Genomic DNA, 25,011 nt, shown 5'->3' with positions numbered 1-25,011 from the left:
TCGGATGACCCCGTCGGACCGATGATCCGAATGGGAAAAGGGAGGCTCCGGGAGCCTCCCTTTTTTTGAACTCCCGGCTGTCGGCCTTGGGCGGCGAATGGTGACCCCTCTGTCCCTGGTGCAGGAAATCACCGGGCCATGACAGCGGGTCCAGTTCAATCGCAGCCCACTCTCGGGCTCTCAGGGAACGCACATGTATTTCGAACGGGTGAAGACGCCAGGCCTGGGCCACAACGCCTACGTCTTGGGCTGCGGGGAAGGATTGGCCGTGGTGGTCGACCCGCGCCGCGATGTCGAGCAATACCTGTGCCTGGCGCGGGAGAACGACCTGTCCATCGCCTACGTGCTGGAGACGCATCGGCAGGAGGATTTCGAGCTCGGGTCCAGGGCGCTGGCGGAGGCGACCGGTGCGAAGATCGTCGGTGGTTGCCACGCGCTGTTCGGCGACATCGACCTGAAGCTGGAAGACGGGCAGGAACTCAAGGTCGGCAAGACGCGCTTCGTTGCGCTCGCCACGCCCGGCCACACGCCGGAGAGCATGTCCTACGCGGTCTACGCTGAAGACAGTGGGGAGAAATGCTGGGGCGTGTTCACCGGGGACGCGTTGTTCGTCGGCGATACCGGGCGCACCGACCTGCCGGACCCCGACAAGACCGGCGAGAACGCCGGCATCCTCTACGACTCCGTCCACCGCAAGATCGGACCGCTTGGCGACCAGACGCTGCTGTTCCCGGCGCACGGCGCCGGATCGGCTTGCGGCGCCAACATCTCCGAGCGCGACGATTCCACGTTGGGCATCGAACGCGAGACCAACGACGTGTTCACCAAGACCCGGAGCGAATTCGTCGAATCGAAGGTGGCGCTGGACATGGCGCGGCCGCCGTATTTCGAGCACATGGAAGAAGTGAACCTGCTCCCGGGCAGGCCCCTGAAGGGTCCTGTGGCCGCACGCATGCTGGCGCCCAAGGATTTCCAGCGCCGCATGCGCGAGGGCCTGGTGATCGACACCCGTCCGCCGGAAGCCTTTGCCGCCGCCCATATCCCGGGTGCGTACAGCGTCTGGCTCGACGGCGTGCCGGCCTATGGTGGCTGGGTCGCCAGCAAGGACACGCGGGTATTCCTGGTGGCCGAGGGGCGCGAAGCGATGGAGGAAGCGGCGCTCTCGCTGGCGCGCATCGGCATCGACTCGGTGGAGGGCATCCTCGCCACGGGCATCGAAGGCTGGCGCGACGAGGGCCTGCCGCTGGAATCGATCGCCACCACGACCCCCGCCGAGGTGGCCCAGTGGATGGAGGAGGGGCGGGTCCACGTGCTGGACGCGCGTGACCAATACGAGTGGGACGAAAAGCATATCCCGGGCGTGGAGCGTCGCTACGTGGGCCACCTCGAGGACGACCTGCCCCAGTGGCCCAAGGACAGCGACATCGTGGTGCATTGCAACGTGGGCAATCGCTCGAGCCTGGCCGCCAGCATCCTCAGGCGCAACGGGTTCACCCGCGTCCACAACATGCTGGGTGGCATCACCGCGTGGGAGAAGCTGGGCCTGCCGCTGGAGTTGTCCGACGAAGCGAAAAAGGAAAAGGAGAAGTGACCATGCAAGGCGCATCCGGTGCGTGGTCGCCCTACCTCGTCGGCGCGCTGATCGGGCTGCTGTCGATGGCGACCTTCTATTTCTCCAACAAGCCCCTGAGCGTGTCGACCGCCTATGCCCGGGTGGCAGGCATGATCGGCAACCTGTTCTCCAAGGGCCACACCGAGAACCTCAAGTTCTACCAGGACACCAAGCCGAAGGTCGAATGGCAGGTGATGCTGGTGGTGGGCATGTTGATTGGCGCCTTCATCGCCGCGTCCACGGGCGGCGAGCTGGCGCCCGCATGGGTGCCCGAGATGTGGGAAAGCCGGTTCGGTGCCGACATCGCCCTGCGCCTGGGGATTGCCTTCCTGGGCGGCGCCTTGCTGGCCTATGGCGCCAGGCTGGCAGGCGGCTGCACCAGCGGCCATGGCATCAGCGGCGCACTCCAGCTCTCCGTGAGCTCCTGGATCGCGCTTGCCTGCTTCTTCATCGCCGGCGTCGCCACCGCGATGCTGCTGTACCGGATCTGAGGGCGCCATGGGCAAGCCTGACAACGTGCCACCGGAGACCACCCCGCCGGTCCTGGTCATTCCGACGGAGCCGCAGGAAAAACGCGCCTACGACCCGGGCAAGCCGGATTCGCCACGCCAGCTGGTGCTCGGCCTCGTGTTCGGTGTGGTGTTCGGCTTCCTGCTGCAGAAGAGCGGCGTGGCCCGGTACGAGGTGCTGATCGGCCAGCTGCTGCTCACGGATTTCACCGTCACGAAGGTCATGCTGACGGCGATCGTCGTCGGCATGGGCGGCATCTTCGCCATGCACGCCCTCGGCCTGGTCGAGCTGCATGTCAAGCCGACGCACTACGCCGCGAACATTGCGGGCGGACTGCTCTTCGGCGTCGGGCTCGGCGTGCTGGGCTACTGCCCGGGGACCGGCGTGGCGGCACTGGGGCAGGGCAACTACGACGCGATCGCCGGCATCGTCGGCCTGATGGCGGGCAGTTACCTCTTCGCCGAGACCTCGGGCTTCGTCGGTTCGACGATCGAGAAGATCGGCAGTCGCGGCCGCCTCCTGCTGCCGGACCTGCTGGAGATGAAGCGCGGCGTCTTCATCGCGCTGTTCGTCCCGCTGCTCGTGGCGGGTCTGTTCGTGGTGGCCCGGCTGGGACCGTGATTCGCCCGGCGCGAGGCAGCAACGCGGACGCCGGGCAGGCAACGCAGGCTGCGGGTTTGCGAACGATGGTGGAAGTTCCTACCAGGGAAAACTCCGAAAATGACCACGAAATCCGATAACAGCACAAGAGCAGACGGACGTAGGCCGGCCGATGCAGAGACGCTCGCCTCGTCGGCAGGGATGATCGTGCGCGAGAAGAACCCGGTGAACCTCGAGATGCCGTTTGGCGAGATCGACGGCTTCATCACGCCGGCCGACCGGTTCTACGTGCGCTGCCACCATCCCATCCCGGCGATCGACATCGACGCGTGGCGTCTGAAGATCGAAGGCGACGTCGAAAGCCCCTTTGAGTTGAGCTACGCCGAGTTGTCCGAAATGGCGACGCGCACGATCACCACGACCATGGAATGCGCGGGCAACGGTCGGGTATTCCTCGAGCCCCAGCGGGACGGCGCGCAATGGGAAGCCGGCGCGGTCGGCACCGCGGAGTGGACGGGCGTGCCGCTGGCGGACCTGCTTGCACGGGCGGGAGTGCGCGACGGTGTGCGCGAGGTGATCCTGCAGGGCGCGGACGAGGGCGAGATCAAGGACCCACCGAGGCCGGCGGGAAAGATCCACTTCGCGCGCAGCCTGCCCTTGGGCAAGGCGAATGACGACGTGCTGATCGCCCTGCGGATGAACGGCGAGAAGCTGTCGCCGGCGCACGGTTTTCCGGCGCGCGCCGTCGTGCCGGGCTGGTATGGCATGGCCGCCGTGAAGTGGCTGACGGAAATCGTCGCGACGCGGGAGCCATTCCAGGGCTACTACCAGACGATCGACTATGCCTACTGGAAACGGGGACCCGCGTCGCCGGTCCTAACGCCGGTCCGCGAGATGCGGATCAAGTCGCAGATTGCCCGCCCGGAATACGCGGAAAACGTGCCTGCCGGGCAGCCGTATCGCGTGCATGGCGCGGCATGGACCGGCGGGGCGGAGGTCACGAAGGTCGAAGTGAGCACCGACGGCGGCACGACCTGGCACGACGCGCGCCTGGTCGGCGATCCGGTACCCGATGCTTGGCGGCTCTGGGAATACGAGTGGGATGTGCCCGCGAAACCCGGCAAGGCGGTGCTGATGGCGCGCGCCACCGATTCCGAGGGCCGTACGCAGCCGGCAAGGCACGACGAGGACGGGGGCAGTTACCTCATCCACCACTGGATCCCGATCGAAGTCGAGATTCGTTGACCCGCGGCTCGGGAATGCCCTGCTGCGAACGGAGATCAACTGCCTTGCAAGAGGATCAAACGAAAGGGTTCAGGTTTATTTATCGGTGCCCTGCTCGAGTTTGCTTCGCGGCCGTGCCGCCGGTCCGCGTCTCGCGAGGACGTCGATGCATTCATACACCAGGCCGTTAACCGCCCGACTCCCTGGAGAGTGCCGGGGAGCGATCGAGGATGTTTCGTTGTCAGGCCTCCACTTATGGGTGGGGTGTCCGCACCACGGCGGACCTGATCAATAGAAGTTGCTAACCGGAATTGTCCGGTGCGGCGTGTCGTGACATCGCATGCACGCTTTGCCCCGTTTTGCACCCCTTGGTCTTGAGGAAGCACTGGCATGGACACCGAGATGATCCCCCTGGACTGGTTCCGCATCCTGTTGGGCGAGGCACCGCTCCTGTTTTACGCCGAGGTCGCGCTCCGCATCGTGATGCTGTTCGCGATGCTGTTGCTGGTCCTGCGACTGCTGGGAAAGCGGGAACACGACAGCCTCAGCCCGATGCAGCAGATGCTGATGATCGCCCTCGGATCGGCGGCTGGCGACGTCATGCTCTATCCGCAGATCCCGATCGCCCACGCCTTGCTGGTACTGATCGGCATGTCGGTCCTGACGATCCTGCTGGAGAAGACTGCGGCCGCATTCCGACCGGTGCGCGACTACGTGGAATCCCGGCCCAGGGTGCTGGTCAGGGACGGACAGGTGGATTTCGACGCATTGCGACGCGAGCGGACGACGGAACGGGAGCTCGCGGCCACCTTGCGATCCAAGGGCGCGGTGGCCCTGGCGCAGGTCGACCTGGCCGTCCTCGAGGTCACGGGCGCCATCAGCGTCGTCCTGAACGACAGGAAGCCGCGCGACCGGGACTTGCTCGAATACCTCCTGGACAACAGCAAATGCAGTCCCCTGCAGGAACAGCGCCGCGCGAGATGAAGCCCGCGGGATGCAGTGCGCCGTCGGCGGTGCGCGGAGCGCGCGCGTGGAACGTGTTCGAGGCGTAGTTACCCCTGGTTTTTGATCGACGCTTCACGGCCAGCAACTTAGTTTCGAACAGGTCGGGCATGCCCGGCCGGCATGGATGCATTGCGAGGGATCGACATGAGCCGACGGCACGCGCGCGGTTTCGCCCATCAGGAAAGGTCACGGCGCCACGTCCACGCCGCGTACGACCAAGGTGTCTCCTGCCTCGGTGACGAGGATTCCCCGCACGCCCGCGACTGCGGCTCCGCAGCCGCCTCGGACACGCTCGAAGCCGAGCATTGGCGCACCAGGGACGGACGGCTCGCTGGTATCGAGTCGAGCACCGCGGTGTTTCCGCCTTGGCTCCCGTGCACAGCGCGTCGGCGTGCGCTGCCCGATGAGTCCCACGACAGACCCGCCGGACCTGAGCGCCGACCCCATGACCGGACGCAAGGCTGGTCCTGCCCCTTTCACGCTGCAGGCGCATCCCGCGCCTGCACCCCCGCCACAGTCCTTTGGAGATAGAAGCATGGCCAAGAAGCAATACGACGATTCCCAGGTGAAGGAGCTGCTCCTGCAGGCCCTGGAAACGGAGCGCGGCGGCATCCAGATCTACACCACCGCCATCAAGGCAGCCCAGAACGAGGACCTGCGCAAGGAATGGCAGGACTACCTCGACGAGACGCGGACCCACGAGAAGGTGTTGCTCGAACTGTTCGCCGAAGTCGGCCTGGATCCGGAGGAAGGCTCGCCCGGTCGCGAGGTCGTTGCGCACCAGGGACGGTCACTGGTGCAGGCGATCGAGATGGCGATCGCCAATGCGCCCGCCGAGGCTGCGGAACTGGTCGCCGCCGAATGCGTGGTGCTGGCGGAAACCAAGGACCACATGAACTGGGAACTCATTGGCCACGTCGCGAAGGAGGCTTCTGGCGCCTATACGAAGGCCATGAAGAAGGCCCACGAGGAAGTGGAGGAGGACGAGGACCACCACCTCTACCACACCGCTGGCTGGACCCGGGAGTTGTGGATCCAGTCGCTTGGCCTTCCCGCGGTCCTCCCGCCGCCGGAGGAAGTCAAGAAGGTCGCCACCGCCATCGGCGCGTCGCGTGCCGAACAGGCGCGCAAGGAGATGTTGTAGGCCCCGGAACCAGCGACGGCTGCCGGGACGATGCCGCCCGGCAGCCGTTCGGGGGCGCTTCCCCCAGCGGGAGGCGCTGGACTCGGAGGAGGGTGGCGTGAGGCCCGAATCTCGAAGCCGCGGCCACGCCGTGGGCCTCCCCGGACGGGCGCCCCCATGGTGCGCGAACTGTCTTCGCAACCCTTGTACTCGGGGCTGTTTGGGGCCTGTATGCTGCGGAACCGGTAGCTGCGCCTACCACCAGCCGGAGTCTGGGAAGCATGCGTGGATTACGCCGGGTGCAGTGGGGGAACTGGCGCTCGATCGCCCGAGAGATCGCGATCATCGTCGTCGGCGTGCTGGTGGCGCTGGGGGCCGGCGACTTGCTTGAAAGCTGGAACTGGACCCGCAAGGTGGCGCAGGCGGAACTGGCGCTGCATCGGGAGGCCAGCACGAATGCCATGTACGCCGTGGAACAGGTGACCGTGGCGCCCTGCGTGGAGGCCCAGCTGGCGGCTGCCAAGGAGGGGCTGCTGGCGAGCGGCAATGTCCTCGAAGCCATGCCGGCGTACGCAGAGCCCCACTTCGACTACGTGTACCGCTTGCCCTTGCGTCCCTGGCTCGTCAGCACTTGGCAGGCCAGCAATGGCGACGGCACGCTCGCGCACATGGAGTCGCATCGCCGCACCGCCTACGCAATGCTGTACAGGCAGCTCGAGGACATGAACGTCCGTGCGGACCAGATTGATCGCCTTTCATCACGCGCGCTCGCCATGGCGTCCCCCATCGCCCTGGATCCGCACACGCGCGCTTCCCTGTTGGGCGAGTTGATGGAGCAGGTCGGGCAGTCCCAATCCCAGTCCCTGGTGGCGTTGCAGGTGCTGGTGAAGATGCGTGAACTGGAATTGATGCCGCCCGTGGAAGAGATCGAAAAGTTCATGGCCGCTGCATCCGGCACGGCCGACTTCTGCAAAGCGCATGGGCTGCCGATGGCGGACTGGCAGGCATTGCTGCCCGAACGAGCCATCAAGCCTGCCGAGTAGGGAGAGGGCCCGGTCAAGGCATGATCGGGCTTGCCGGATCAGGTCGTCTGACCGGCAATCGCCTCGCTTGCCAGTTCCAGTGCCCGATCGAGCGCGTCCTCTGCTGCCACCGGCAGGTCCGGCGCGACGCCGACGCCTTCCCAGCCGGGCCCGGTCAGGATGCGCCACTCCGACAACGTCAGGACGAAGCCGTTGCCGACCGATTGCCTGGTGGCGCCGTTGCCCGCGCCGCTGGTCGTCTCGCCCACCAGTGTTGCGCGACCCGCCCGCCGGGCGGCGTAGGCGAACATTTCCGCGGCCGACGCGGTGCGCTTGTCCGTCAGCACGTACAGCGGTGCAGTGGCCAGCGCCGGTCGGGCAAGGACCGGGTCCGTGGTGACCGCGCTGCGGATGCCCTCCGCGCGGTTCTCTGCCGCATGCAGTTCGAGGGTGCCGCCGCTGGCGGGGAAGAAGGGGCTGAGCAACTCGCCCACGGCATCGGGCGCGCCGCCGATGTTGCCGCGCAGGTCGATCACCACCGCGTCGCTGTGCGCCAGCAGCGCGATGGCGGCGCGCAGGGTGTCGCGCGACAGGTAGGCGGGGACGAAGCGCGTGAGCTTGAGGTAGCCGATGTTGCCGGGCAGGTGTTCGACGCGCGCCACGCCGAAGTTGCTGTACGCGATCTGCTCGACGCTGCGCCCATCCATGCGACCCGTGCGCACGACCTGGCGCACCGCGCCGCCGTCATCCGTCCCCTGCGCGACGATCCGCGCCGCGCCCATGGCGGGCGCGTACTCGCGGTCCGGTTCGTAATCCAGGCGCAGGTGCTTGTCCGGGGCGACTTCCTGCATCGCGCGATTCACCGCCTCGACGAAACCCGCCGGATCGGCGATGCCGGCAAGCGACCGCTATACCCCGCCTCCTGCAGCATGGCGGCCAGCGCGTCGGCCTTCGCGGCGTCGACATAGCGTGCCTGCAGCACCTCGGCCATTGCCTCCAGCACGGGTGCACGACGATCCGGTTCGGCGAGGGCGCTGCGCAGGGGCAGGCAGGCCAGCGCGACGGCGAACCAGAGCAGCAGGGCGGGGCGTAGCTTCATGCGGGACATCCAAAGCAGATGATGTAGGTGGATGCGGCGCGTCGGTCGTTGGACGCACCGGCGCGCCACGGCAGGCAGCTGCCGGCGAGAGCGTGGGAGAGTTTCCAGCGATGCCGCCGCCGGGGGCCTGTGCCGGAAGTCGCCATGTCGAACCGCGCGCAGCTTGGCGTTGCAGCGGGAAAAAGGCGGAAGGAGGGAACCATCCCACTCCCGGCAACAATGCTCAAAGGCGAATTTCGCGGCCGCATTGACAGCCGTCATGGCGAACTGATCGGAGCGCCGCTCCCGTCAATCGAACAGCGCTTCGAGCAGATCGGTGCCCGCCTGGTACACGTTCGCCGACCCTTCGGGATGTGCCGGACCATCTTGCTCCTGCCGCTGGCTCGCCCAGCGCAGGTACTTTCCGTCGGCGGTGAACGCGGGCGTGAAGTCCATGCCTGGCGCGTTGAACGGCGCCGGCAGCCGGACCGCCGCCGACCACTGCCCGCCTTCGCGGCGCACGGCGAACAGTTCCGGTTCTCGGCTGTCGCCGCGGATGCTCCAGAACAGCGCGACCTGGCCGTCCGGCGAAAAGGTCAGGTCGCCCTGCGCCAATCCCTCGTTGAACGGGGGCGGCAGGGCTTCAGGGATGGCGGCCTCGGCGTCGTCCAGCCGGACGCGATACAGCGCCAGAGTGGCGGGGCCACCGGGGCGCGTGCTGTTGAACACCAGCCACCCGTCATGCAGTTCGGGACCCAGCTCCTCACCGGGACTGGAGGCGGCCGCAAGGTGCTCCGGTTCTCCAAAGAGGCCGTCGGCCACCGGCGCCCGCCACAGGTCGAGGTCGTGGCGGTCGGGTGCGCGTGCGGCGGCCGGCCGGTCGGACACGAAGTACAGCCAGCGGCCGTCGGGCGTCAGCCAGGGGTCCGAGTCGCGCCAGCGCGGGTCGGAGAAGGAAGCCTGTTTCGGGGCACTCCATTGGCCGCCTTCGGCATGCGCGACCCAGACGCGGGAATCGCTGAAGTCGCCGCGGGTCGAGCGCCCGAAAACGAGCAGGGTTCCGTCGGCGTCGGTCGAGAGGTTGTAGTCGTTGGCCGGGGTGGACAACCAGCCGGGGCCCAGTCGGGTCACGGCCGGGTCGTCCGGCAGCACGCGCTCGGGGCCCGGCGCGCTGGCGGCGGCGAGGGTGGTGGCCAGGAGCAAGGTCAGGCTGGTGGCTGACATCGGGGCAGGGAGGATTCGGAGAGGCCCGCAGTGTGGGAAATGGCGCGCGCCCGCACGCCTGCCGGAAGTCGGGGGGTCGAAGGAGGCAGGCGAGGGCACGGGCGAGGAACCTCTACTGCCTTGGCTGGAGGGAGCGGGAAACTGTTGCGGGACCGGGTTTCACGCGGCGGCATGTCGATGCCGTCCGCGTTCCGCGATGGCTCCCGTCGGCGAGCGGGGTATCTTTCGATTGATTCCGGAACGAAGGGGGCAGGTACATTTGTGCCCCCCCCCGCACGGTGGGTTGCCGTACGTGAACCGGACAGCGTCCGCGCCCAACTTTCGACCCTGTGCCGTGCCGCCGAACGGCTGGCATTATCGGGCGACGTCCGCGGCCGCGCCGCCGTTCCGCAACGCCACCAGGAACCGTCATGACCACCCGTCGCGAATACCTCAAGCTGTCGCTGGCTGCCGGTACGGCCCTGGCGATCAACCCGAAGTTGCTCCTGGCAGCCGGGGACCGGCCGGCGTCGTTGATCACCCGCGCGATCCCCGGTACCAGCGAACAGCTGCCGGTGGTCGGGCTCGGCAGTTCGGCGACCTTCTCGCGCATGGCCGGCAGTGCGGACGCGAGCGCGCTGCGCGCCGTGCTCGAGGCCCTGCACGCGCAGGGCGGTCGGGTGTTCGACACCGCGCCAAGCTATGGCGCCTCCGAGGAGGTCGCGGGTGAGCTGGCGCGTGAGCTGGGCGTCACCGAATCGATCTTCTGGGCCACCAAGCTCAACGTCGCGCCACGCAGTGGCGGCAAGGCCGACGAGGCACAGGCCCGCGCGCAGCTGCAATCCTCGTTCGAGCGCATCGGCAAGCGACCGATCGACCTGGTCCAGGTCCACAACATGGGCGATCCGGACACCCAGCTGGGCATCCTCAAGGAGCACAAGGCGGCCGGCCGGGTGCGCTACATGGGCATCACCACGACGAATGCCCCCCAGTACGCGCACCTGGAGCAGGTGATGCGCGACGAGCCGCTGGACTTCATCGGCGTCGACTACGCGATCGACAACCGCACGATGGAGGAGCGCATCTTCCCTCTGGCTCAGGACAAGGGCATCGGCGTGCTGGTCTACATGCCGTTCGGCCGCACCCGGCTTTGGGAGACGGTGCGCGGCAAGCCGCTGCCGGCGTGGGCGGCCGAATTCGATGCCGCCACCTGGGGCCAGTTCTTCCTCAAGTTCGTGGTCTCCCATCCGGCGGTGACCGTCGCCACCCCGGCGACCAGCCAGGCCAGGCACATGGTCGACAACATGGGTGCTGCCCGGGGGCGGTTGCCGGACGAGGCGATGCGCCAGCGGATGATCGCGCACGTGGCGTCGCTGTAGCGCCGAGGGGACATCGCTTCCAAGCCCGCCGACGAGTCGGCAAGAGTTGCCAGGGATGCCAGGCAGCGCGCGGCAAGCCCGTGGATCTGGTGTCGCCACGCATCGCGCAGCCGGACCCGTGGGCACGGACAGGCCGGCCGATGCGGAAGGGGGTTCGAGGTCTGCCGGGCCCGGGGCGCGTCCCGGGCACGATGGCGCGGCCTGCGACGACCGCGTCAAGGGCCATCCAGCGTTGCTGCGGCAGAATGGGCCATGACCAATCCAGTCCCTGACTTCATGGCCGGCGGCGGCGACATGGGCCGGCGGATGCGCGAGCTGCCATGGGAGGGCACGGCGCTCGGCGCCCCGGAAGCCTGGCCGTCGGCCCTCAAGACCCTGGTTGCGATCATGCTGGCCTCCAACCAGCCGATGTTCACGGCCTGGGGCCCGTCCCGGACCTTGCTCTACAACGACCATTACGCCGGCATCCTGGGGAACAAGCATCCCGCCGCGTTGGCCCAGGACTTCCTGGAGGTCTGGTACGAGATCCGGGCGCAACTCGACCCGATCTTCTCGGCGGCGGTGGCGGGCCAACCCGTGCAGATGCAGGACATCCCGTTGGTGATGCATCGTCACGGTTATCCGGAACAAACCCACTTCTCGTTCTTCTACTCGCCGGTCCGTGGGGGAGGCGGCGCCGTGGACGGCGTGTTCTGCGCCTGTACCGAGATCACTGCACAGGTGCTGGCCGAACAGCGGCTCGCCGAAAGCGAGGCGCGCCATCGTGGCGTGCTCGCCAACATGGATGAAGCCTTCCTGTTGCTGGATCGCGACTTCCGCGTGCTGGAGGTGAACGAAGCCACCCTCCGGCTCGCCGCTTGCGACCGGGAGGCCTTGCTCGACAAGGACCTGTGGTCCTTGTACCCCGAGGTCCGCGACACGGAACTGGGCCGGATGTACCGCCAGGTGCTCGCCGACGGACAGCCAGGACGCCACGAGTTCCCGCAAGACTTCGCCGACGGGCGCTCTTATTGGCTGGAGGCGCGTGCGTATCCCGTGGCCCAGGGGTTGGCGGTGTTTATCCGCGACCTGAGCGAGCACCGCCGGATCGCCGCGGAGGCCGCGCTCGCCGCCGAGCGCGTGCAGCTGGCGCTCGATGCCGGCGCGATCGTCGGGACCTGGGTGTGGACCATCCCCGACAACCGCTTCATCGCCGACGCACGCTTCGCTGCCAGCTTCGGGCTGGACGCGGTCCAGTGCAGGGAAGGCCTGGCACTGGAAGAGGTCATGGAGTCGATCCACGTCGATGACCGCGCCCGCGTGTCGGAAGCGGTCGCCGAGGTGATGGCGCGCGGCGGGGCCTATCGCTGCGAGTACCGGGTCCGCCATCGCGACGGCACGATGCGGTGGGTGGAGGCCAATGGCCGGGTGGAAATGGACGCCGACGGGCGCCCGATCCGATTCCCCGGCGTCCTGCTCGATATCGAGACGCGTCGCCAGACCGAGGCCGAACGCGACCAGGCGGCCGCATTGCTGCGCACCTTCATCGAGGCGGTTCCCGGCGTGGTCTATGCGAAGGACGCCGAGGGCCGCTTCCTGGTGGCCAATCGCGGAGTCTCCGAGTTGCTGGGCCTGCCGCCGGAGAAGTTCCTCGGTCGGACGGATGCCGAGGTACTGGCCGACCCGGTGCAGGGCGAGGCTGTGATGGCGACCGACCGTCGCATCATGGCCTCCGGCAACGCTGAGCAGATCGAGGAGGAAGTCCGGCTCGCGGACGGGACGCCGGCGCTCTGGCTGTCCACCAAGGCGCCGCTGCGCGATGCCGACGGCAAGGTCGTGGGCCTGATCGGATCCTCGGTGGACATCACCGATCGCAAGCAGATGGAAAACGCACTACGCCTGTCCGAGCAGCGGAGCGCCCTGGCCCTCGACGTGGCCCAGCTGGGCACCTGGAACTGGGACCCGCGGACCGGGGACGTGCAGATGGACGCGCGCTGCCGCCAGATCGTCGGTGTGGCCCCGGGCCAGGAAGTGCTGGGGCTGGATGTCCTCTCGCAACGCATCCACCCGGAGGACTGGCCCCGCGTCAAGCATGCGCTGGAAGGTGCGCTTGCGCCGGACAGCGATGGCCGCTACTCCGAGGAATTCCGCTGGATCCATGCCGATGGCCAAGTGGTGTGGACAATGTCGCGTGGGCAGGTCCTGTTCGACAGCACGGGGCCGGGGCGCGTTCCGGCGACGATGATCGGTTCGGTCCTGGACATCACCGAGCGCCATCGCATGGTGGAGACGCTGGAGCAGGCCGACCGGCGCAAGGACGAATTCCTGGCGATGCTTGCCCACGAACTGCGCAATCCCCTGGCGCCCATCGGGACGGCGGCGCACCTGCTGGGACTGGCGACGTCCGACGAGGACCGCGTCCGGGAGATCGGCCAGGTCATCACCCGGCAGGTGGGCCACATGACGGAGCTGGTCGACGACCTGCTGGACGTCTCGCGGGTGACCCGGGGTCTGGTGGAGCTGGCGCGGGAACCGGTGGATATCCGCTCGGTCCTGGCCGCTGCTGTTGAGCAGGTGGAACCGCTGGTGCACTCACGCGGGCATGCATTGACCATGGAATGCCCGCGATCCGCCGTGGTACTGGGGGACCGCCACCGGCTGGTGCAGGTCGTCTCCAACCTTCTCAACAATGCGGCCAAGTACACACCCCAGGGTGGACGCTTGCAGCTTTCCTGCGAGCGGGATGGGGAACAGGTGGTGATCCGCGTCATCGATTCGGGCATCGGCATGGACGAACAGCTCGTGCCGCGCGTCTTCGACCTGTTCACCCAGGCCGAGCGCACGCCCGACCGCTCGCAAGGTGGCCTGGGCATCGGCCTGGCGCTGGTGCGCAGCATCGTGCAGCTGCACGGGGGTTCGGTCGCCGCGGCGAGCCCGGGCCTGGGCCGTGGGAGCACGCTCACCGTCACGCTGCCCCTGGCCCCGTCCGAACAGGTCCCGTCGCAGGCCTCGTGCGTTCCCCGGCAGGCGACGGCGCCGTTGAAGATCCTGGTCGTGGATGACAACCGGGACGCGGCCGAATCGCTGGCCATGCTGCTGGAGGTGCTCGGCCACCAGCCAAGGGTCGCCGTCGACGGCCGTTCCGCCCTCGAGTTGGCGAACGCCGAGGCGCCTTGGGACGCGTTTATCCTCGACATCGGCCTTCCCGACATGACCGGATACGAGCTGGCACAAGCGCTCGCCGGTACGGTGGGCCGGGGGCTCTTCATCGCGCTGACCGGCTACGGGCATTCCCACGACAGGACACTCTCCAAGGCCGCGGGGTTCGCGCACCACATGGTCAAGCCGGTCGATGTGCCCCGGATGCAGGAGATCCTGGGGAGCGTGGAAAGCAGGCGCGAGCCGGCTTGACCCTGCGAGCGAGGAGGGGCTGGGGGTCCAGCCACGCTTCCGGCGTGGAAACGTCCGGCGGCGAATGAACCACATCCCGTCGAGTTCATACGCTTGTCCCGGCGTAAACCGACGCATTTCCATTGGCGCCAGGGGCCTTGGCAGGCGAGCGCGTGCCTGAAAAGTGTCTCGCGGCGGGAGCAGAATCGTGCGGGATGACGAGCACCTTCCAAGGGCTTCCCGGAGGAACGAGCCGGAGATGCGCTGGATCATCGAAGAAGCGAACGACGGGGGTCGGCACGACACGTTGGGATGGGTGATCGCACAACATTTGCCCCTGGCCGACAACGCCCGCGTGCCGGTGGCGTCGTTGGCAGGCGTTGGCCGCTGCTCGTGGGTTACCTCGTTGGGTCCCGATGTGCGCCAATCCTTGCGCGCACCACGCACTGGGAGAACGGAATGCACGCAGGAATTCGACTGGGCTACGCATTGCTGTTGGGGGTGGCATGGGCGGCGGGGCCCGCGGGCGCCGTCGAGCCGGAGGCCTCCGCTTCCGATTGCTTCCTGACGGCTTTCAAGGCCGGTGACGCCGAGGCGGTGGCCGCGTGCTATGCCGAGGATGCCGTCATGTGGTTCCCTGGCGGGCCAATGGTCAAGGGCCGCGAGGCGATTCGCGACGGTTTCGCCGGCTACCTTGCGACCGTGGAGATCAAGGATGTCCGGCTTGACGGCATGGGCCAGGAATCGATGGGCGACACCCGGGTCGCCTGGGGAACCTACGAAATCCATTTCGTCGACAAGGCCACCCAGGTCGAGTCGGTCGATCGCGGCCGCTTCGTCGACGTCCAGAAGAAGATCGACGGCCGCTGGCTGTACACGGTGGACCATCCTTCCAGCGAGCCGGCGGCCCCGGGCGAATAGACGACAGGCCAGGGCAGGCCAGCTGGCAACCACGCCGTGCGTGCATGGGGGTCCGGCGAGACGGGCACGTAACCGGTTGCTTCCAGGCCGCCTCCGGCGCCGGCCCTTGTTCGCCCTTGCATTGGCGAGAAGCGATGGATTCGCGGACGACCTCTCCTGGACCGGAGTGGGGCTCCCCGACGCCAATGCCGCCCTCGAAGCGTTGAGCGTCCAATGACGGGCCCGGCCGGCGCTGACGAGGGCGGTGCCGGTGGCCAGCCCCGATTGCTGCGACAATGCGCCGCCCTGAGCGCGACGCGGTCGCGCCGTCACCCCGGGATGCGATGAAAACCCCACATGCCCTGCAGGCGCTGATCGACGACGGCGTCATCGATGCGGTGCTGCGCCCGCTCAAGAGCGGCAAGGAAGCCGAGGTCTACGTGGTGCGCAGTGGCGACGACGTGCGTTGCGCCAAGGTCTACAAGGACATGGCGCAGCGCAGCTTCCGGCAACGCGTGCAGTACCAGGAAGGACGCAAGGTGCGCGGCAGCCGCGAGGCACGCGCGATCGGGCGCGCCAGCAAGCACGGCCGCAAGCAGCAGGAAGCGGCGTGGAAGAACACCGAGGTCGAGGCGCTGTACCAGCTGCGCGAAGCCGGTTTGCGCGTGCCCGAGCCATTCGGTTACTTCCACGGCGTGCTGGTGATGGAACTGGTCACCGATGCCGGTGGCTACGCGGCCGCGCGCCTCTGCGAAGTGGAGTTGACCCCGGCGCAGGCCCGCGACTATCACCGCGTGCTGCTGGAGCAGGTGGTGCGCATGCTGTGCTGCGGGCTGATCCACGGCGACCTGTCGGCCTTCAACGTCCTGGTCGGCGTCGACGGCCCGGTGGTGATCGATTTCCCGCAGGTCGTGAGCGCCGCCGGCAACAATGCCGCGCGCACCATGCTGCTGCGGGACGTCAACAACCTGACCGCGACCCTGGGACGATGGGCGCCGGAACTGCTGGACACCTGGTACGGCGAGGAAATCTGGGCGTTGTTCGCCGGGGGCGCGCTGCAGCCCGATTCACCGTTGACGGGCCGATTCGTCCACGACCAGTCCACCATCGACTTGGATGCCGTGCGCGACGCGATCAACGATGCGCGCGAGGAAGCGCTCATCCGCCAGCAGGGGCGCGAAGCCAAGGCCGAAGAAGAAGCGGGCCTGTAGCCGATCCGTTCCTGCGCTTCACCTGGGCAAAATTTAAGGAAATCCGGCCGCCAACCCTGTCGTCGCCGCATGCGCGCCATGCGTCACGGTCGCGTAACCGGCCGCGGCGCACTGTGGCCCGGCACCACGATGCAATGTCGTGACGGCACTCAGCCGCTTCCTCCCCCTCCCCACACTGAGCATTCCCGCCGCCATCCCCGATGGCGGCTCCGGCTTCGGCCGCCCTGTTCCGGCTCCCGCGTTCGCGGCAGCCCGGATCCTTTTGAGGTACTTCCCCATGAGCACCACCACCCAGAACAACAACACCACCCCCAACAACCCCACGAACGGCAGCGGCAACCTGCTGGCGCGCGCGGCGGCCAACGGCAGCTTCACGATCTTCGGCAAGGCCGTCGAGCAGGCGGGCCTGGCACCGACCCTCAATGGCGCCGGTCCGTTCACCGTCTTCGCCCCGACCGACGCCGCGTTCGGGAAGCTGCCGGCCGGAAAACTCGACAGCCTGATGAAGCCGGAGAACAAGTCCGAGCTCGCCTCGCTGCTGAACTACCACGTCGTCAGCGGCCGCAACAGCGCTGCGGCCATCGCAAAGTGGGAGACCGCCAAGACGGTCAATGGCCAGGCGGCGCCGATCATGATGCAGGGCGACCGCGTCTGCATCGATGGTGCGCAGGTGTCGGAGGCCGACATCGGTTCGAGCAATGGCGTCATCCACGGCATCGACCGCGTCATCCTGCCGACCGCGCCGTCGACCACGCAGTAAACCCGCGCAGGCCCAGGGACGGGCCCGCGTGACACCGGCGGCAGGGGGAGCCCCTGCCGTTTTTTTTCGCGCACCGACAGCCTGCGGGCTGGGCGGTGGCGGACGGAGCGCCTTCGCGATTCGCGAGCGGCCACGGATATTCCAGGAGACGGACATGCCAGCCACCCATTCACCGCCAGCCACCATCGGGATCATCGGATCCTCGCGCAAGCCGGACGAACGGCGCGTCCCGGTGCATCCGGAGCACCTGCCGCGCTTGCCCGAGGCCGTGCGGCGGAAGCTGGTCTTCGAAACCGGTTACGGGGCGCCCTTCGGCATCCCGGACAGTGACATCGCGAACCAGTCCGGCGGCGTGGCCGAACGGAGCGAACTGCTGGCCGACTGCGGGATCGTGGTGATCGCCAAGCCCGTGCTCGCCGACCTGGAGGAGATCCGCCCGGGCGGCGTCCTGTGGGGCTACGTGCATTGCGCGCAGCAGCGCGCGATCACCCAGGCCGCCATCGACCGGAAGCAGACCCTGATCGCCTTCGAGGACATGTTCATCTGGGATCCCCAAGGGCGCATCGGCAGGCACACCTTCTACAAGAACAACGAAATGGCCGGTTATTGCGCGGTGCTCCATGCGCTCCAGCTCCGGGGCATCGATGGCCATTACGGAAACCAGCGGAAGGCGCTCATCTTCAGCTTCGGCGCCGTCAGCCGCGGCGCGATCTATGCGTTGAAGGCGCATGGCTTCCGCGACATCACCATCTGCATCCAGCGACCGGACCACGAAGTCCGGGAAGAGATCCTCGACTGCCATTACGTCAGGCTGGAGAACGGCGGGCAGGGCGAGGCGCGGATGATGGTCGTCCAGCACGACGGCAGCCGCCTGCCGCTGGGCGACCTGATCGCCCAGTCCGGCATCCTCATCAACGGCACGTTCCAGAATCCCGCGCATCCGGTGGACTTCGTCACCCGCGAGGAAGCCGGCTGCCTGCAACCGGGATGCCTGGTCATCGACGTCAGTTGCGACGAGGGCATGGGGTTCTACTTCGCCCGGCCCACGACGTTCCGCGAGCCGATGTTCAAGGTCGGCGCGGTGGACTACTACGCCGTCGACCATACCCCCAGCTACCTCTGGGAAAGTGCTTCGCGGTCTATCTCCGCGGCCCTGGTCGTGTACATGGCTGCGATGTCCGAAGGACGTGCGGGCTGGGAGGGCAGCCAGACGCTGTCGCGCGCGGTCAACATCGACCGCGGCGTGATCAGGAAGCCGGGGATCGCGGAATTCCAGGGACGGGCAGCGGCTTATCCCCACGGCCCTCTGGCAGCATAGTTCGCGGGCTCGCCGGCTCCCCGGGCATCCTGCACGCCAGTCCCACCGGAGATCCCCGCGGCGGCTATGTCAGGCCAGGTCGCGGTCGCGGCTTCGCAGCGAATTCGCCAACCGCAGCAGTTCCGCAGGATGCACCGGCTTGGCCAGGTGCAGGTCGAAGCCGGATGCAAGGGCCGTTTCACGGTCCTCGCTGCGCGCGAAGGCGGTCAGTGCCATCGCAGGGACCGGATCGCGCCCGTGACGTGCCTCCTGCTCCCTCACGGAGGCGATGAACTCGTATCCGTCCATCCCGGGCATGCCGATGTCGCTGATGACCAGGGTCGGATCGAAGGCGTCGAGCAGTGCCAGCGCTTCGATGCCGGAACTGGAGGCGCAGACCTTCGCGCCGGTCGATTCGAGGACCGTCAGCAGGAGGTTGCGCGTGTCGGTGTCGTCCTCCACGAGCAGGACGCGTTGGCCCTGCATCGAGGCATGGGCGGGAAAGTGCGTCTCGGACCCGATGGCGCGGTCCCCCCTGCGCGGCGGCTCCGGGAGCGTCTCTTCCCGCGGGGCGACCGGCAATCGAACGGTGAAGCACGCGCCCTGTCCCGGTCCGTCGCTGTGGGCTTCCACGGTCCCGCCGTGCATCTCCACCAGGTGGCGCACGATCGAAAGACCCAGGCCCAGTCCGCCGTGCTCGCGCGTCGACGAGGCGTCCCCCTGGCTGAAACGCTCGAACAGATAGGGCAGGAAGGCCTGCTCGATGCCTGATCCGGTATCCCTCACCTGCACCTGGAGCTCGTCGCCGTCCCGCGAAAGACGCACGTCCACGCGCCCGTCGCGGCCGGTGAACTTGACGGCATTGGCGACCAGATTCCACACGATCTGCTGCAGGCGGTCCGGATCCACCCGCACTTCGCCCAGCCCGTCCGCCACGGACGACACCAGCTCGACGCCGCGGGCGATCGCGGCAGGGCGCACGGCCTCCACCGCGGCCTCCGTCGGCTGCGCGGCATCGACGCTGCGAACGTCGAGGTGCAGCTTGCCGCTGACGATGCGCGAGATGTCCAGCAGGTCGTCGATGATCTGGGCCTGCGCCCGGGCATTGCGGGCAATGGTGCCGACGGCACCTTCCATGCCGTCGGGGGGCAAGCGCCCGGAGGCCAGCATCTCCGCCCAGCCGAGGATCGAGGTGAGCGGGGTGCGCAACTCATGGGAGATCGTGGCGAGGAACTGGTCCTTCATCTGCCCGGCGCGGACCGCCTCCAGGTAAAGCCGCTCCTTCTCCGCAGCCTCGGCCGCGGCGGCCTGGAAGGCGCGCAGCCTGCTCATGCCGACGGCGGCCTGCGCGGCCACGGTTTCGACGAAGCGCTGGTGGTCCTCGTTGAATCCCCCAAGCCGGGAAGCTCCCAGGAACAGTGCCCCCAGGACCTCTCCGGTGTCGGATCGCACCGGCACGGCGAGGTAGCTGCGCAGTTCCTTCAACCCACCGTCCGAAAGGGACCGCGCAAACCCTTGCGCAAAGCGCGCATCCTCGCGGATGTCGTCCACCCGGAGCGTGCGCGCCCGCCGTGGGGCAGACTCGAACATGCGTGTCGCCGAGGCGTGCGGCAGTGCCGCGAAGGCTTCCGCGCCATCCCCCGCCAGGGCCTGGCACCGCTGCACGCCGCCCGTCGCGTCAACGCTGTTGTAGAAGAAGGCACCGCAACGCGCACCGGACAACTGGGTGGCCGTGTCGGCTACCGCCTGCGCCAGTCGACCCATGTCCAGTTCGTGCAGCATGCGATCCGCCAGTTGCACCATCCCGGCGTCCTCCCGCTGACGCTGTTTTTCACGCGTAACGTCCCGGACCTCGATGACTGTTCCGATGACGCGGCCTTCGGCCCGGATGGGACTGGCCGTGAAGGCGACGGGATAGAAGTGTCCATCGGGGTGCACGAAGATTTCTTCCCCCTTCTCCTGCATGTTCTGCGGGGCGGCGCGGTCGATGGGGCAGTCCTCGAGCGGATAGGGGCGACCGTCGGGATGGGAGTGGTGCACGAAGTCATGCAGCGGCCGTCCCTGCACCTGCTCGAGCCTGAAGCCGGTCATCTCCTCGGCCGAGGCATTCATGTAGATGCAGTGCTGGCGGCCGTCCATCACGAACAGCGCCACGGTTGCGTTTTCGCAGACCGCGCGGAACTGGCTCAGCGGTGTCAGCAGGTCGAGATCGGGAGTCATCGGGGGGCAGGTCGCAAGGAGCGGTCATCCTAATGGCATCGGCTTGTGGTGCGGCCTAGCTCGCGTCCAAACAAACAGTGGGAGCAGGCTCGACCGGTCCGGCACGGCCCGGAGACTGCACAAGCGGCAATGGGGAGGGCGTGAAGCGGCGCGCCGCTCTCCGCTCTCAGGCGCGCCCGGGGATGCCAGACATGCATCGCATGATGTTGGCGGCCGCGGCCTGGACGGTCGGCTTGCCCGGTTGCGGGGCCGCGCGGGGGGCGTGCAGGCGTGCAGGCGAGCACCGGAACGAGGAGGGACCGCGGGGGCTGGATTCCGGACCGGATGTCTTTCGCCGCTGGATGCAGAGGGACCGCGTTCGGTGCCTGTCAACGCGCCTTGCCGCGCGATCGGGTATGGTCGCGCCTGCCCGTGTCCTGGATGAAACACCCATGCGCCTGCAATCGAGCCTGCGATCCCGCCGCATCCTCCTGGTGGCCATGGCCTGCCTTGCAGGCGCCGGTTGCGCGCACCCGCCTTCGGCCGCGGGCCTCACCGTGGGGAGCGAGGCGACGGTCGACGGCACGATCGCGTCGGTGGATACGCAGCCTTGGTCGTATGACGGAAATGCGGAAATCCTGCTCGACACCGCGACGCACGGTCGCGTGTCGGTGCACCTGCCGGCACGCTGGAACCTGTGCCAGGCCCCCCCGATCGATGTCGAAGCGCTGTCCGTGGGTCGGCGGGCGCAAGCGGTGGGCACCGTGACCGCCGCGGACGTTGTGGTGGTCTGCGAACGGCCCGAGCATCGGCTCCTGCTTGCCGATTGAACGGCAACCCCGGCACCTGCCGGGATCCTGGCCCTGCAAAGCCACCACGGCTTGCTGCATCATCCGGCGGGCCGGCGGATAGGCCGCCTACCCGGGTTCAGCCCGCCTGCTCGTAGGCCTGCCTGATCCAGCCAATCAACTCGTCGTCGATCTCGCCGGCATCCGCCAGGCGCACCTTCGCGCTGCACATGGCGGGCTGCTTCACCGCGAGCAAGCGTTCGGTCGGCGTCGAATCCGTGAGGTTGAGGCCGATCTCGAGTTGGGTCTTGGTGGCGGGCCCGACCATGGCGAACTGCTTCTTGCGGCGCAGGCTCAGGTAGGCCTTCTTGGGCGCAACTTCGAAAGGACCGAGCTTGGCGATCCGGGCCATCACGGCGTCGTGCAGCGACCGCAGCCCCGCCTTCGGGCCGCTATAGATCCGGTCCACTTCCGCACCAACGTCGTGCCCCGCGCTGCTGGACTTGACGGTTGCACTGCCCGGATCCAGCGCGACATGGGCCAGGGTGTTGGCGTCGCCATGGCCCAGGCCCAGCTCCGACTTGAGCATGTCGCGGATCTGCCCGTGCTTCTGCAGGCCGCTTTTGGCGATCAGCGCCCTGAGCTGGGCGAGGGTTTTGCCGGTCTTCTTCTGGATGTTGGCCAACTGGGTGTCGAGGGCCTTCTGCTGGTCGGGCATGGGCTTCTCCCGTGGTGGTCGCCCCATCCTAGCGTGCACGCGGGTCGGTCGCAGCACGGGCTTGGAGTTGCAGTCGGCCCCGTAGAATGGATGCATGGCCAGATCCACGACAGCAGCAACGAACTCGTACCCCATCGGCACCCCAGGCCAGCCATGGGGCCCCGAGGAACGGTCGGCGTGGCGGGCAGGGCAGGTGCGCCGGCGCAGTTACGCGGACGACGTCCTCGCCCGCATCGACGCTTTCCGGTCGCGTCTTGACGTCGTCCAGTACGGCGAGCTCCAGTACGACGCGGAGGTCTATCCGCTGTTCGCGGTTCGCAATCGCGGCCAGCACGACGGACTGCCCCTCATGCTGGTGACCGGCGGCGTGCACGGCTACGAAACCAGCGGAATCCACGGCGCACTCCAGTTCATCGAGGCGCACCTGGCGGATTACGCCGGGCAAGCCGACGTGCTGGTCGCGCCGTGCGTGAGTCCCTGGGGCTACGAGCGGATCCAGCGCTGGAATCCGGACGCCATCGATCCCAACCGATCGTTCCGCGAGGACAGCCCTGCCGGCGAGTCCGCCGCGTTGATGCGACTGGTGGCGCCGCTGCGCGACCGCGTGCTGATGCACATCGACCTGCACGAGACCACCGACAGCGACGAATCGGAGTTCCGGCCCGCGCGGGCGGCGCGCGACGGCCAGCCGTTCGTCGCCGGGGGCATCCCGGACGGCTTCTACCTCGTCGACGACAGTAAGCGTCCGCAGCCGGCCTTCCAGCAGGCGATCATCGCGGCAATCGCCGGGGTCACGCACATCGCGCCCGCCGACGCGAACGGCGAGATCATCGGATCCCCGGTCGTCGCGCCCGGCGTGATCCAGTTTCCGGTCCAGTCGCTGGGTTTGTGCGCTGGCGCCACCAATGCCCGCTACAGGACCACCACCGAGGTCTACCCGGACAGTCCCCGAGCGACGCCGGAGCAATGCAATGCCGCCCAGGTGGCGGCGGTGAGGGCGGCGATCGACTTCGCCCTGAAAAAGTCGTCCTGACCCCACTTCGGCGGGGTGCCGTGCGGTGCCGTTGGAGCGCTGCCGATACCTGTTGGCGAGAACGTGAGACGTCGTGGGGCCCCGATCGGGCGGGGCGCGGCTATGGCGGCGACGGACGGCTGCTCGAACGTGGGCGGCGCTACCGGTCGACGGGATCCGCGCCGCGCCGGCGCCTGCCTGGCGCGAAGCGGAACGTCAGCAGGACGGCGGCCAGCACCACCGCCAGGCGGACGCCGTTGCCGAGCCAGCCTCCGATCGCGTCCTCGCCGAACGCGAAGATCTCCCAGAGGCCGTTCATCCCGACATGCAACAGCAGTGCGGGCCACAGGTTGAAGCCCCAGCGCACGTATAGCCAGCCGAACAGCAGGCCACCAGCACCCGTGATCGCCGCGATGCCGAGGGCCGAAGCCAGGTCGGCGCCCTGCCAGGCATGCGCGACGCCAAAGAAGACGGCCGGCCAGAGGCAGGCGGGCAGGAGGCGCCATCCGCAAATGCGCATCAGGGCGCCGACGGCCAAGCCGCGATAGGTCAGTTCCTCGAACACCGGGCTGCCGACGGCGCGCCATGCGAAATCCAGCATTCCAAGGTCGGGCGATGGCTGCGCCAGCAGCGCGCAGGCCAGCAAGGCCGGCACCAGCACCCAGGCCGCCCAACGCAGCGGTTGGCGAGGCGACGCGGAAATGCCCGAGAGACGGGCCGCTTCGCGCGCGCCAAGGCCAGCGGCCGCCATCACCAGCAGGGCCATGACCAGCAGGTCGCTTGCGGTGGCCACGCCGGACACCAGGTAGGGCCACTTCGGCCAAGCGGTCGCGTTGGCCAACGCGCGGACCAACGCGCCGCTTTGCGTGCTGTACAGCAGGGCGGCCGATACCGCGACGGCTACGAGCATGGCGCGGGCGGGGCGGAGGGAGGTCAGGGTGGACGTCGTCATCAGTGATCCGGATCGGGCGATCCTGCCGGGGGTGGTTTGGTCGCGCGAAGTATCCCGACGCGAGGCGCGGTGCAAAAAGGCCGGAAGTCAGGGTGCAAGGCGGCGGGTCGGCATGGTTCGCGTCAACGCTCATTGGCAGCGCTGCCACCGGTTGGCGAGCCGCGTGTGGCCATTGCGCTTGAACCTCACTTCGCCATGCATTCCGGACGCGGGATGCGCACGGGTCGCCATCGACGAACGCTTCGGGCCGTGCCAGCCCCGTAGCGGGCCGGATTGCCATCCGCAGGCGTACCGGTCCACCCTGAGCCCTGGTGACCGGGAGCACTCCGATGAAGACCCTTCTGCTGGCCAGCCTGGCCGTCTTGCTTGCAGCCTTGCCGTGCGGTGCCCAGGCGGCGGGCGACCCGCCCGGGACCCGCACGATCCTGCTGGTCCGGCACGGCCACTATGTTCGGGAAGAGGGGGGCGACGAACGTACCGGCATGGGCCTGACGCCGCTGGGCGTGGCGCAGGCGCAGCTGGCCGGCGCCCGCCTGGCCGGACGCCCGGGTCACCTGGATGGCTTGCATGTGAGCCCGTTGCGGCGGGCGCGGGACACCGCCGCGGTGATTGGCGAAAGCCTGCCCGGGCGTCGTTTCGAGGTCGACGAGGACCTGGCGGAGTGCACGCCGCCGACGCGCCGTGCGGAGATCATGTCGCGCGAGGCGCCCCCGGACCTGGCCGCATGCCAGGCGCAGATCGAACGCGCCTTCGCCCGTTATTTCGTTCCATCCGGGCAGCGGACCGACCTGCTGGTGTGCCACGGGAACGTCATCCGTTACCTGGTCACGCGTGCGATGGGCGTCGAACCCGATGCCTGGCTGGAGATGTCCGTCGGCCATGCGAGCCTGACGGTGATCCGCATCGAAGCCGACGGGCGGATGAAGGTGATCGGCGTCGGCGATGTCGGGCACCTGCCGCCGAACATGCTGACCGGCGCGACCGGTGATGCCGAACGCAGCTTGGCGGTGCCGGGCCTGCCGTGACGGGTGCCGGTGCGCGTGCACCGG

General features: G+C 68.1%; 22 protein-coding genes. 16 read left to right on the top strand and 6 right to left on the bottom strand.

Features of this window, described 5'->3' with window-relative positions:
- Window positions 1–193: 193 nt before the first annotated feature.
- The 7 genes from ABD970_RS10420 to ABD970_RS10390 all read left to right on the top strand — a co-directional run bounded on the left by ABD970_RS10420 (window position 194) and on the right by ABD970_RS10390 (window position 7,117).
- Window positions 194–1,591 carry an MBL fold metallo-hydrolase gene (locus ABD970_RS10420; protein ID WP_345295400.1) on the top strand — a complete coding sequence of 466 codons (1,398 nt, stop codon included), beginning with the start codon at window positions 194–196 and terminating at the stop codon, window positions 1,589–1,591.
- A 2-nt stretch (window positions 1,592–1,593) separates the two neighbouring features.
- Window positions 1,594–2,103 carry a YeeE/YedE thiosulfate transporter family protein gene (locus tag ABD970_RS10415; protein WP_345295399.1) on the top strand — a complete coding sequence of 170 codons (510 nt, stop codon included), beginning with the start codon at window positions 1,594–1,596 and terminating at the stop codon, window positions 2,101–2,103.
- A gap of 7 nt (window positions 2,104–2,110) precedes the next feature.
- Window positions 2,111–2,743: a YeeE/YedE thiosulfate transporter family protein gene (locus ABD970_RS10410; RefSeq protein ID WP_345295398.1), complete on the top strand. Its 633-nt coding sequence runs from the start codon at window positions 2,111–2,113 to the stop codon at window positions 2,741–2,743.
- A gap of 99 nt (window positions 2,744–2,842) precedes the next feature.
- The gene (locus ABD970_RS10405; RefSeq protein WP_345295397.1) at window positions 2,843–3,967 is read left to right on the top strand and encodes a sulfite oxidase; all 1,125 of its coding nucleotides are present in this window, start codon (window positions 2,843–2,845) and stop codon (window positions 3,965–3,967) included.
- Window positions 3,968–4,336: 369 nt separating this feature from the next.
- On the top strand, window positions 4,337–4,930 hold the full coding sequence (locus ABD970_RS10400) for a DUF421 domain-containing protein (RefSeq protein ID WP_345295396.1): 594 nt from the start codon (window positions 4,337–4,339) through the stop codon (window positions 4,928–4,930).
- 556 nt (window positions 4,931–5,486) lie between these two features.
- Window positions 5,487–6,095, top strand: coding sequence for a hypothetical protein (locus tag ABD970_RS10395; protein ID WP_345295395.1), 609 nt, complete (start codon window positions 5,487–5,489; stop codon window positions 6,093–6,095).
- A gap of 260 nt (window positions 6,096–6,355) precedes the next feature.
- Window positions 6,356–7,117 carry a hypothetical protein gene (locus ABD970_RS10390; protein WP_345295394.1) on the top strand — a complete coding sequence of 254 codons (762 nt, stop codon included), beginning with the start codon at window positions 6,356–6,358 and terminating at the stop codon, window positions 7,115–7,117.
- A 38-nt stretch (window positions 7,118–7,155) separates the two neighbouring features.
- Here the strand turns inward: ABD970_RS10390 and ABD970_RS10385 are convergent, their stop codons facing one another.
- The 3 genes from ABD970_RS10385 to ABD970_RS10375 all read right to left on the bottom strand — a co-directional run bounded on the left by ABD970_RS10385 (window position 7,156) and on the right by ABD970_RS10375 (window position 9,398).
- A complete protein-coding gene (locus ABD970_RS10385; RefSeq protein WP_345295393.1) occupies window positions 7,156–7,947 on the bottom strand; it encodes a S41 family peptidase in 792 nt (263 codons plus the stop codon).
- 8 nt (window positions 7,948–7,955) lie between these two features.
- On the bottom strand, window positions 7,956–8,195 hold the full coding sequence (locus ABD970_RS10380) for a hypothetical protein (RefSeq protein ID WP_345295392.1): 240 nt from the start codon (window positions 8,193–8,195) through the stop codon (window positions 7,956–7,958).
- A 288-nt stretch (window positions 8,196–8,483) separates the two neighbouring features.
- Window positions 8,484–9,398, bottom strand: a complete 915-nt coding sequence (locus tag ABD970_RS10375; RefSeq protein WP_345295391.1) for a TolB family protein — start codon at window positions 9,396–9,398, stop codon at window positions 8,484–8,486.
- 410 nt (window positions 9,399–9,808) lie between these two features.
- Here ABD970_RS10375 and ABD970_RS10370 point away from each other — a divergent pair, with 410 nt between their 5' ends.
- The 6 genes from ABD970_RS10370 (at window position 9,809) to ABD970_RS10345 (ending at window position 18,314) form a co-directional block, all read left to right on the top strand.
- Complete coding sequence (locus ABD970_RS10370; protein ID WP_345295390.1) at window positions 9,809–10,756, top strand: aldo/keto reductase; 948 nt, start codon at window positions 9,809–9,811, stop codon at window positions 10,754–10,756.
- A 252-nt stretch (window positions 10,757–11,008) separates the two neighbouring features.
- Entirely contained in the window at window positions 11,009–14,146 is a 3,138-nt protein-coding gene (locus ABD970_RS10365) for a hybrid sensor histidine kinase/response regulator (RefSeq protein ID WP_345295389.1), read from the top strand.
- A 438-nt stretch (window positions 14,147–14,584) separates the two neighbouring features.
- Window positions 14,585–15,046, top strand: a complete 462-nt coding sequence (locus tag ABD970_RS10360) for a YybH family protein (RefSeq protein ID WP_345295388.1) — start codon at window positions 14,585–14,587, stop codon at window positions 15,044–15,046.
- 323 nt (window positions 15,047–15,369) lie between these two features.
- Window positions 15,370–16,236, top strand: coding sequence for a PA4780 family RIO1-like protein kinase (locus ABD970_RS10355; protein WP_345295387.1), 867 nt, complete (start codon window positions 15,370–15,372; stop codon window positions 16,234–16,236).
- 277 nt (window positions 16,237–16,513) lie between these two features.
- Complete coding sequence (locus tag ABD970_RS10350) at window positions 16,514–16,996, top strand: fasciclin domain-containing protein (protein WP_345295386.1); 483 nt, start codon at window positions 16,514–16,516, stop codon at window positions 16,994–16,996.
- 154 nt (window positions 16,997–17,150) lie between these two features.
- Complete coding sequence (locus ABD970_RS10345) at window positions 17,151–18,314, top strand: N(5)-(carboxyethyl)ornithine synthase (RefSeq protein WP_345295385.1); 1,164 nt, start codon at window positions 17,151–17,153, stop codon at window positions 18,312–18,314.
- 69 nt (window positions 18,315–18,383) lie between these two features.
- Here ABD970_RS10345 and ABD970_RS10340 read toward each other — a convergent pair whose 3' ends face one another.
- A complete protein-coding gene (locus ABD970_RS10340; RefSeq protein ID WP_345295384.1) occupies window positions 18,384–20,513 on the bottom strand; it encodes a hybrid sensor histidine kinase/response regulator in 2,130 nt (709 codons plus the stop codon).
- Between the two features lie 431 nt (window positions 20,514–20,944).
- Here ABD970_RS10340 and ABD970_RS10335 point away from each other — a divergent pair, with 431 nt between their 5' ends.
- Entirely contained in the window at window positions 20,945–21,322 is a 378-nt protein-coding gene (locus ABD970_RS10335; RefSeq protein WP_345295383.1) for a hypothetical protein, read from the top strand.
- A gap of 97 nt (window positions 21,323–21,419) precedes the next feature.
- On the opposite strand, the gene ABD970_RS10330 is transcribed toward ABD970_RS10335, so the two are convergent.
- Window positions 21,420–21,998: a DUF5655 domain-containing protein gene (locus ABD970_RS10330; RefSeq protein ID WP_345295382.1), complete on the bottom strand. Its 579-nt coding sequence runs from the start codon at window positions 21,996–21,998 to the stop codon at window positions 21,420–21,422.
- A gap of 94 nt (window positions 21,999–22,092) precedes the next feature.
- Here ABD970_RS10330 and ABD970_RS10325 point away from each other — a divergent pair, with 94 nt between their 5' ends.
- Window positions 22,093–23,031, top strand: a complete 939-nt coding sequence (locus ABD970_RS10325; RefSeq protein WP_345295381.1) for a M14 family metallopeptidase — start codon at window positions 22,093–22,095, stop codon at window positions 23,029–23,031.
- A 139-nt stretch (window positions 23,032–23,170) separates the two neighbouring features.
- On the opposite strand, the gene ABD970_RS10320 is transcribed toward ABD970_RS10325, so the two are convergent.
- Window positions 23,171–23,962, bottom strand: a complete 792-nt coding sequence (locus ABD970_RS10320; protein ID WP_345295380.1) for a CPBP family intramembrane glutamic endopeptidase — start codon at window positions 23,960–23,962, stop codon at window positions 23,171–23,173.
- A gap of 329 nt (window positions 23,963–24,291) precedes the next feature.
- Here ABD970_RS10320 and ABD970_RS10315 point away from each other — a divergent pair, with 329 nt between their 5' ends.
- Window positions 24,292–24,987 carry a histidine phosphatase family protein gene (locus tag ABD970_RS10315; protein WP_345295379.1) on the top strand — a complete coding sequence of 232 codons (696 nt, stop codon included), beginning with the start codon at window positions 24,292–24,294 and terminating at the stop codon, window positions 24,985–24,987.
- The last annotated feature ends 24 nt before the right edge of the window (window positions 24,988–25,011 follow it).

Origin of the sequence: Luteimonas vadosa, assembly GCF_039543545.1 — a bacterium.
GTDB classification, from domain to species: domain Bacteria; phylum Pseudomonadota; class Gammaproteobacteria; order Xanthomonadales; family Xanthomonadaceae; genus Luteimonas; species Luteimonas vadosa.
This window is presented reverse-complemented; position numbering and strand designations above follow the sequence as displayed.

Coding starts and splice junctions, on each gene's coding strand:
- ABD970_RS10415 (WP_345295399.1), top strand. CDS start 1,594: ATGCAAGGCGCATCCGGTGCGTGGTCGCCCTACCTCGTCGGCGCGCTG.
- ABD970_RS10370 (WP_345295390.1), top strand. CDS start 9,809: ATGACCACCCGTCGCGAATACCTCAAGCTGTCGCTGGCTGCCGGTACG.
- ABD970_RS10355 (WP_345295387.1), top strand. CDS start 15,370: ATGAAAACCCCACATGCCCTGCAGGCGCTGATCGACGACGGCGTCATC.
- ABD970_RS10315 (WP_345295379.1), top strand. CDS start 24,292: ATGAAGACCCTTCTGCTGGCCAGCCTGGCCGTCTTGCTTGCAGCCTTG.
- ABD970_RS10375 (WP_345295391.1), bottom strand. CDS start 9,398: ATGTCAGCCACCAGCCTGACCTTGCTCCTGGCCACCACCCTCGCCGCC.
- ABD970_RS10350 (WP_345295386.1), top strand. CDS start 16,514: ATGAGCACCACCACCCAGAACAACAACACCACCCCCAACAACCCCACG.
- ABD970_RS10400 (WP_345295396.1), top strand. CDS start 4,337: ATGGACACCGAGATGATCCCCCTGGACTGGTTCCGCATCCTGTTGGGC.
- ABD970_RS10330 (WP_345295382.1), bottom strand. CDS start 21,998: ATGCCCGACCAGCAGAAGGCCCTCGACACCCAGTTGGCCAACATCCAG.
- ABD970_RS10385 (WP_345295393.1), bottom strand. CDS start 7,947: ATGCAGGAAGTCGCCCCGGACAAGCACCTGCGCCTGGATTACGAACCG.
- ABD970_RS10320 (WP_345295380.1), bottom strand. CDS start 23,962: ATGACGACGTCCACCCTGACCTCCCTCCGCCCCGCCCGCGCCATGCTC.
- ABD970_RS10365 (WP_345295389.1), top strand. CDS start 11,009: ATGACCAATCCAGTCCCTGACTTCATGGCCGGCGGCGGCGACATGGGC.
- ABD970_RS10340 (WP_345295384.1), bottom strand. CDS start 20,513: ATGACTCCCGATCTCGACCTGCTGACACCGCTGAGCCAGTTCCGCGCG.
- ABD970_RS10410 (WP_345295398.1), top strand. CDS start 2,111: ATGGGCAAGCCTGACAACGTGCCACCGGAGACCACCCCGCCGGTCCTG.
- ABD970_RS10335 (WP_345295383.1), top strand. CDS start 20,945: ATGCGCCTGCAATCGAGCCTGCGATCCCGCCGCATCCTCCTGGTGGCC.
- ABD970_RS10325 (WP_345295381.1), top strand. CDS start 22,093: ATGGCCAGATCCACGACAGCAGCAACGAACTCGTACCCCATCGGCACC.
- ABD970_RS10405 (WP_345295397.1), top strand. CDS start 2,843: ATGACCACGAAATCCGATAACAGCACAAGAGCAGACGGACGTAGGCCG.
- ABD970_RS10420 (WP_345295400.1), top strand. CDS start 194: ATGTATTTCGAACGGGTGAAGACGCCAGGCCTGGGCCACAACGCCTAC.
- ABD970_RS10360 (WP_345295388.1), top strand. CDS start 14,585: ATGCACGCAGGAATTCGACTGGGCTACGCATTGCTGTTGGGGGTGGCA.
- ABD970_RS10380 (WP_345295392.1), bottom strand. CDS start 8,195: ATGAAGCTACGCCCCGCCCTGCTGCTCTGGTTCGCCGTCGCGCTGGCC.
- ABD970_RS10390 (WP_345295394.1), top strand. CDS start 6,356: ATGCGTGGATTACGCCGGGTGCAGTGGGGGAACTGGCGCTCGATCGCC.
- ABD970_RS10345 (WP_345295385.1), top strand. CDS start 17,151: ATGCCAGCCACCCATTCACCGCCAGCCACCATCGGGATCATCGGATCC.
- ABD970_RS10395 (WP_345295395.1), top strand. CDS start 5,487: ATGGCCAAGAAGCAATACGACGATTCCCAGGTGAAGGAGCTGCTCCTG.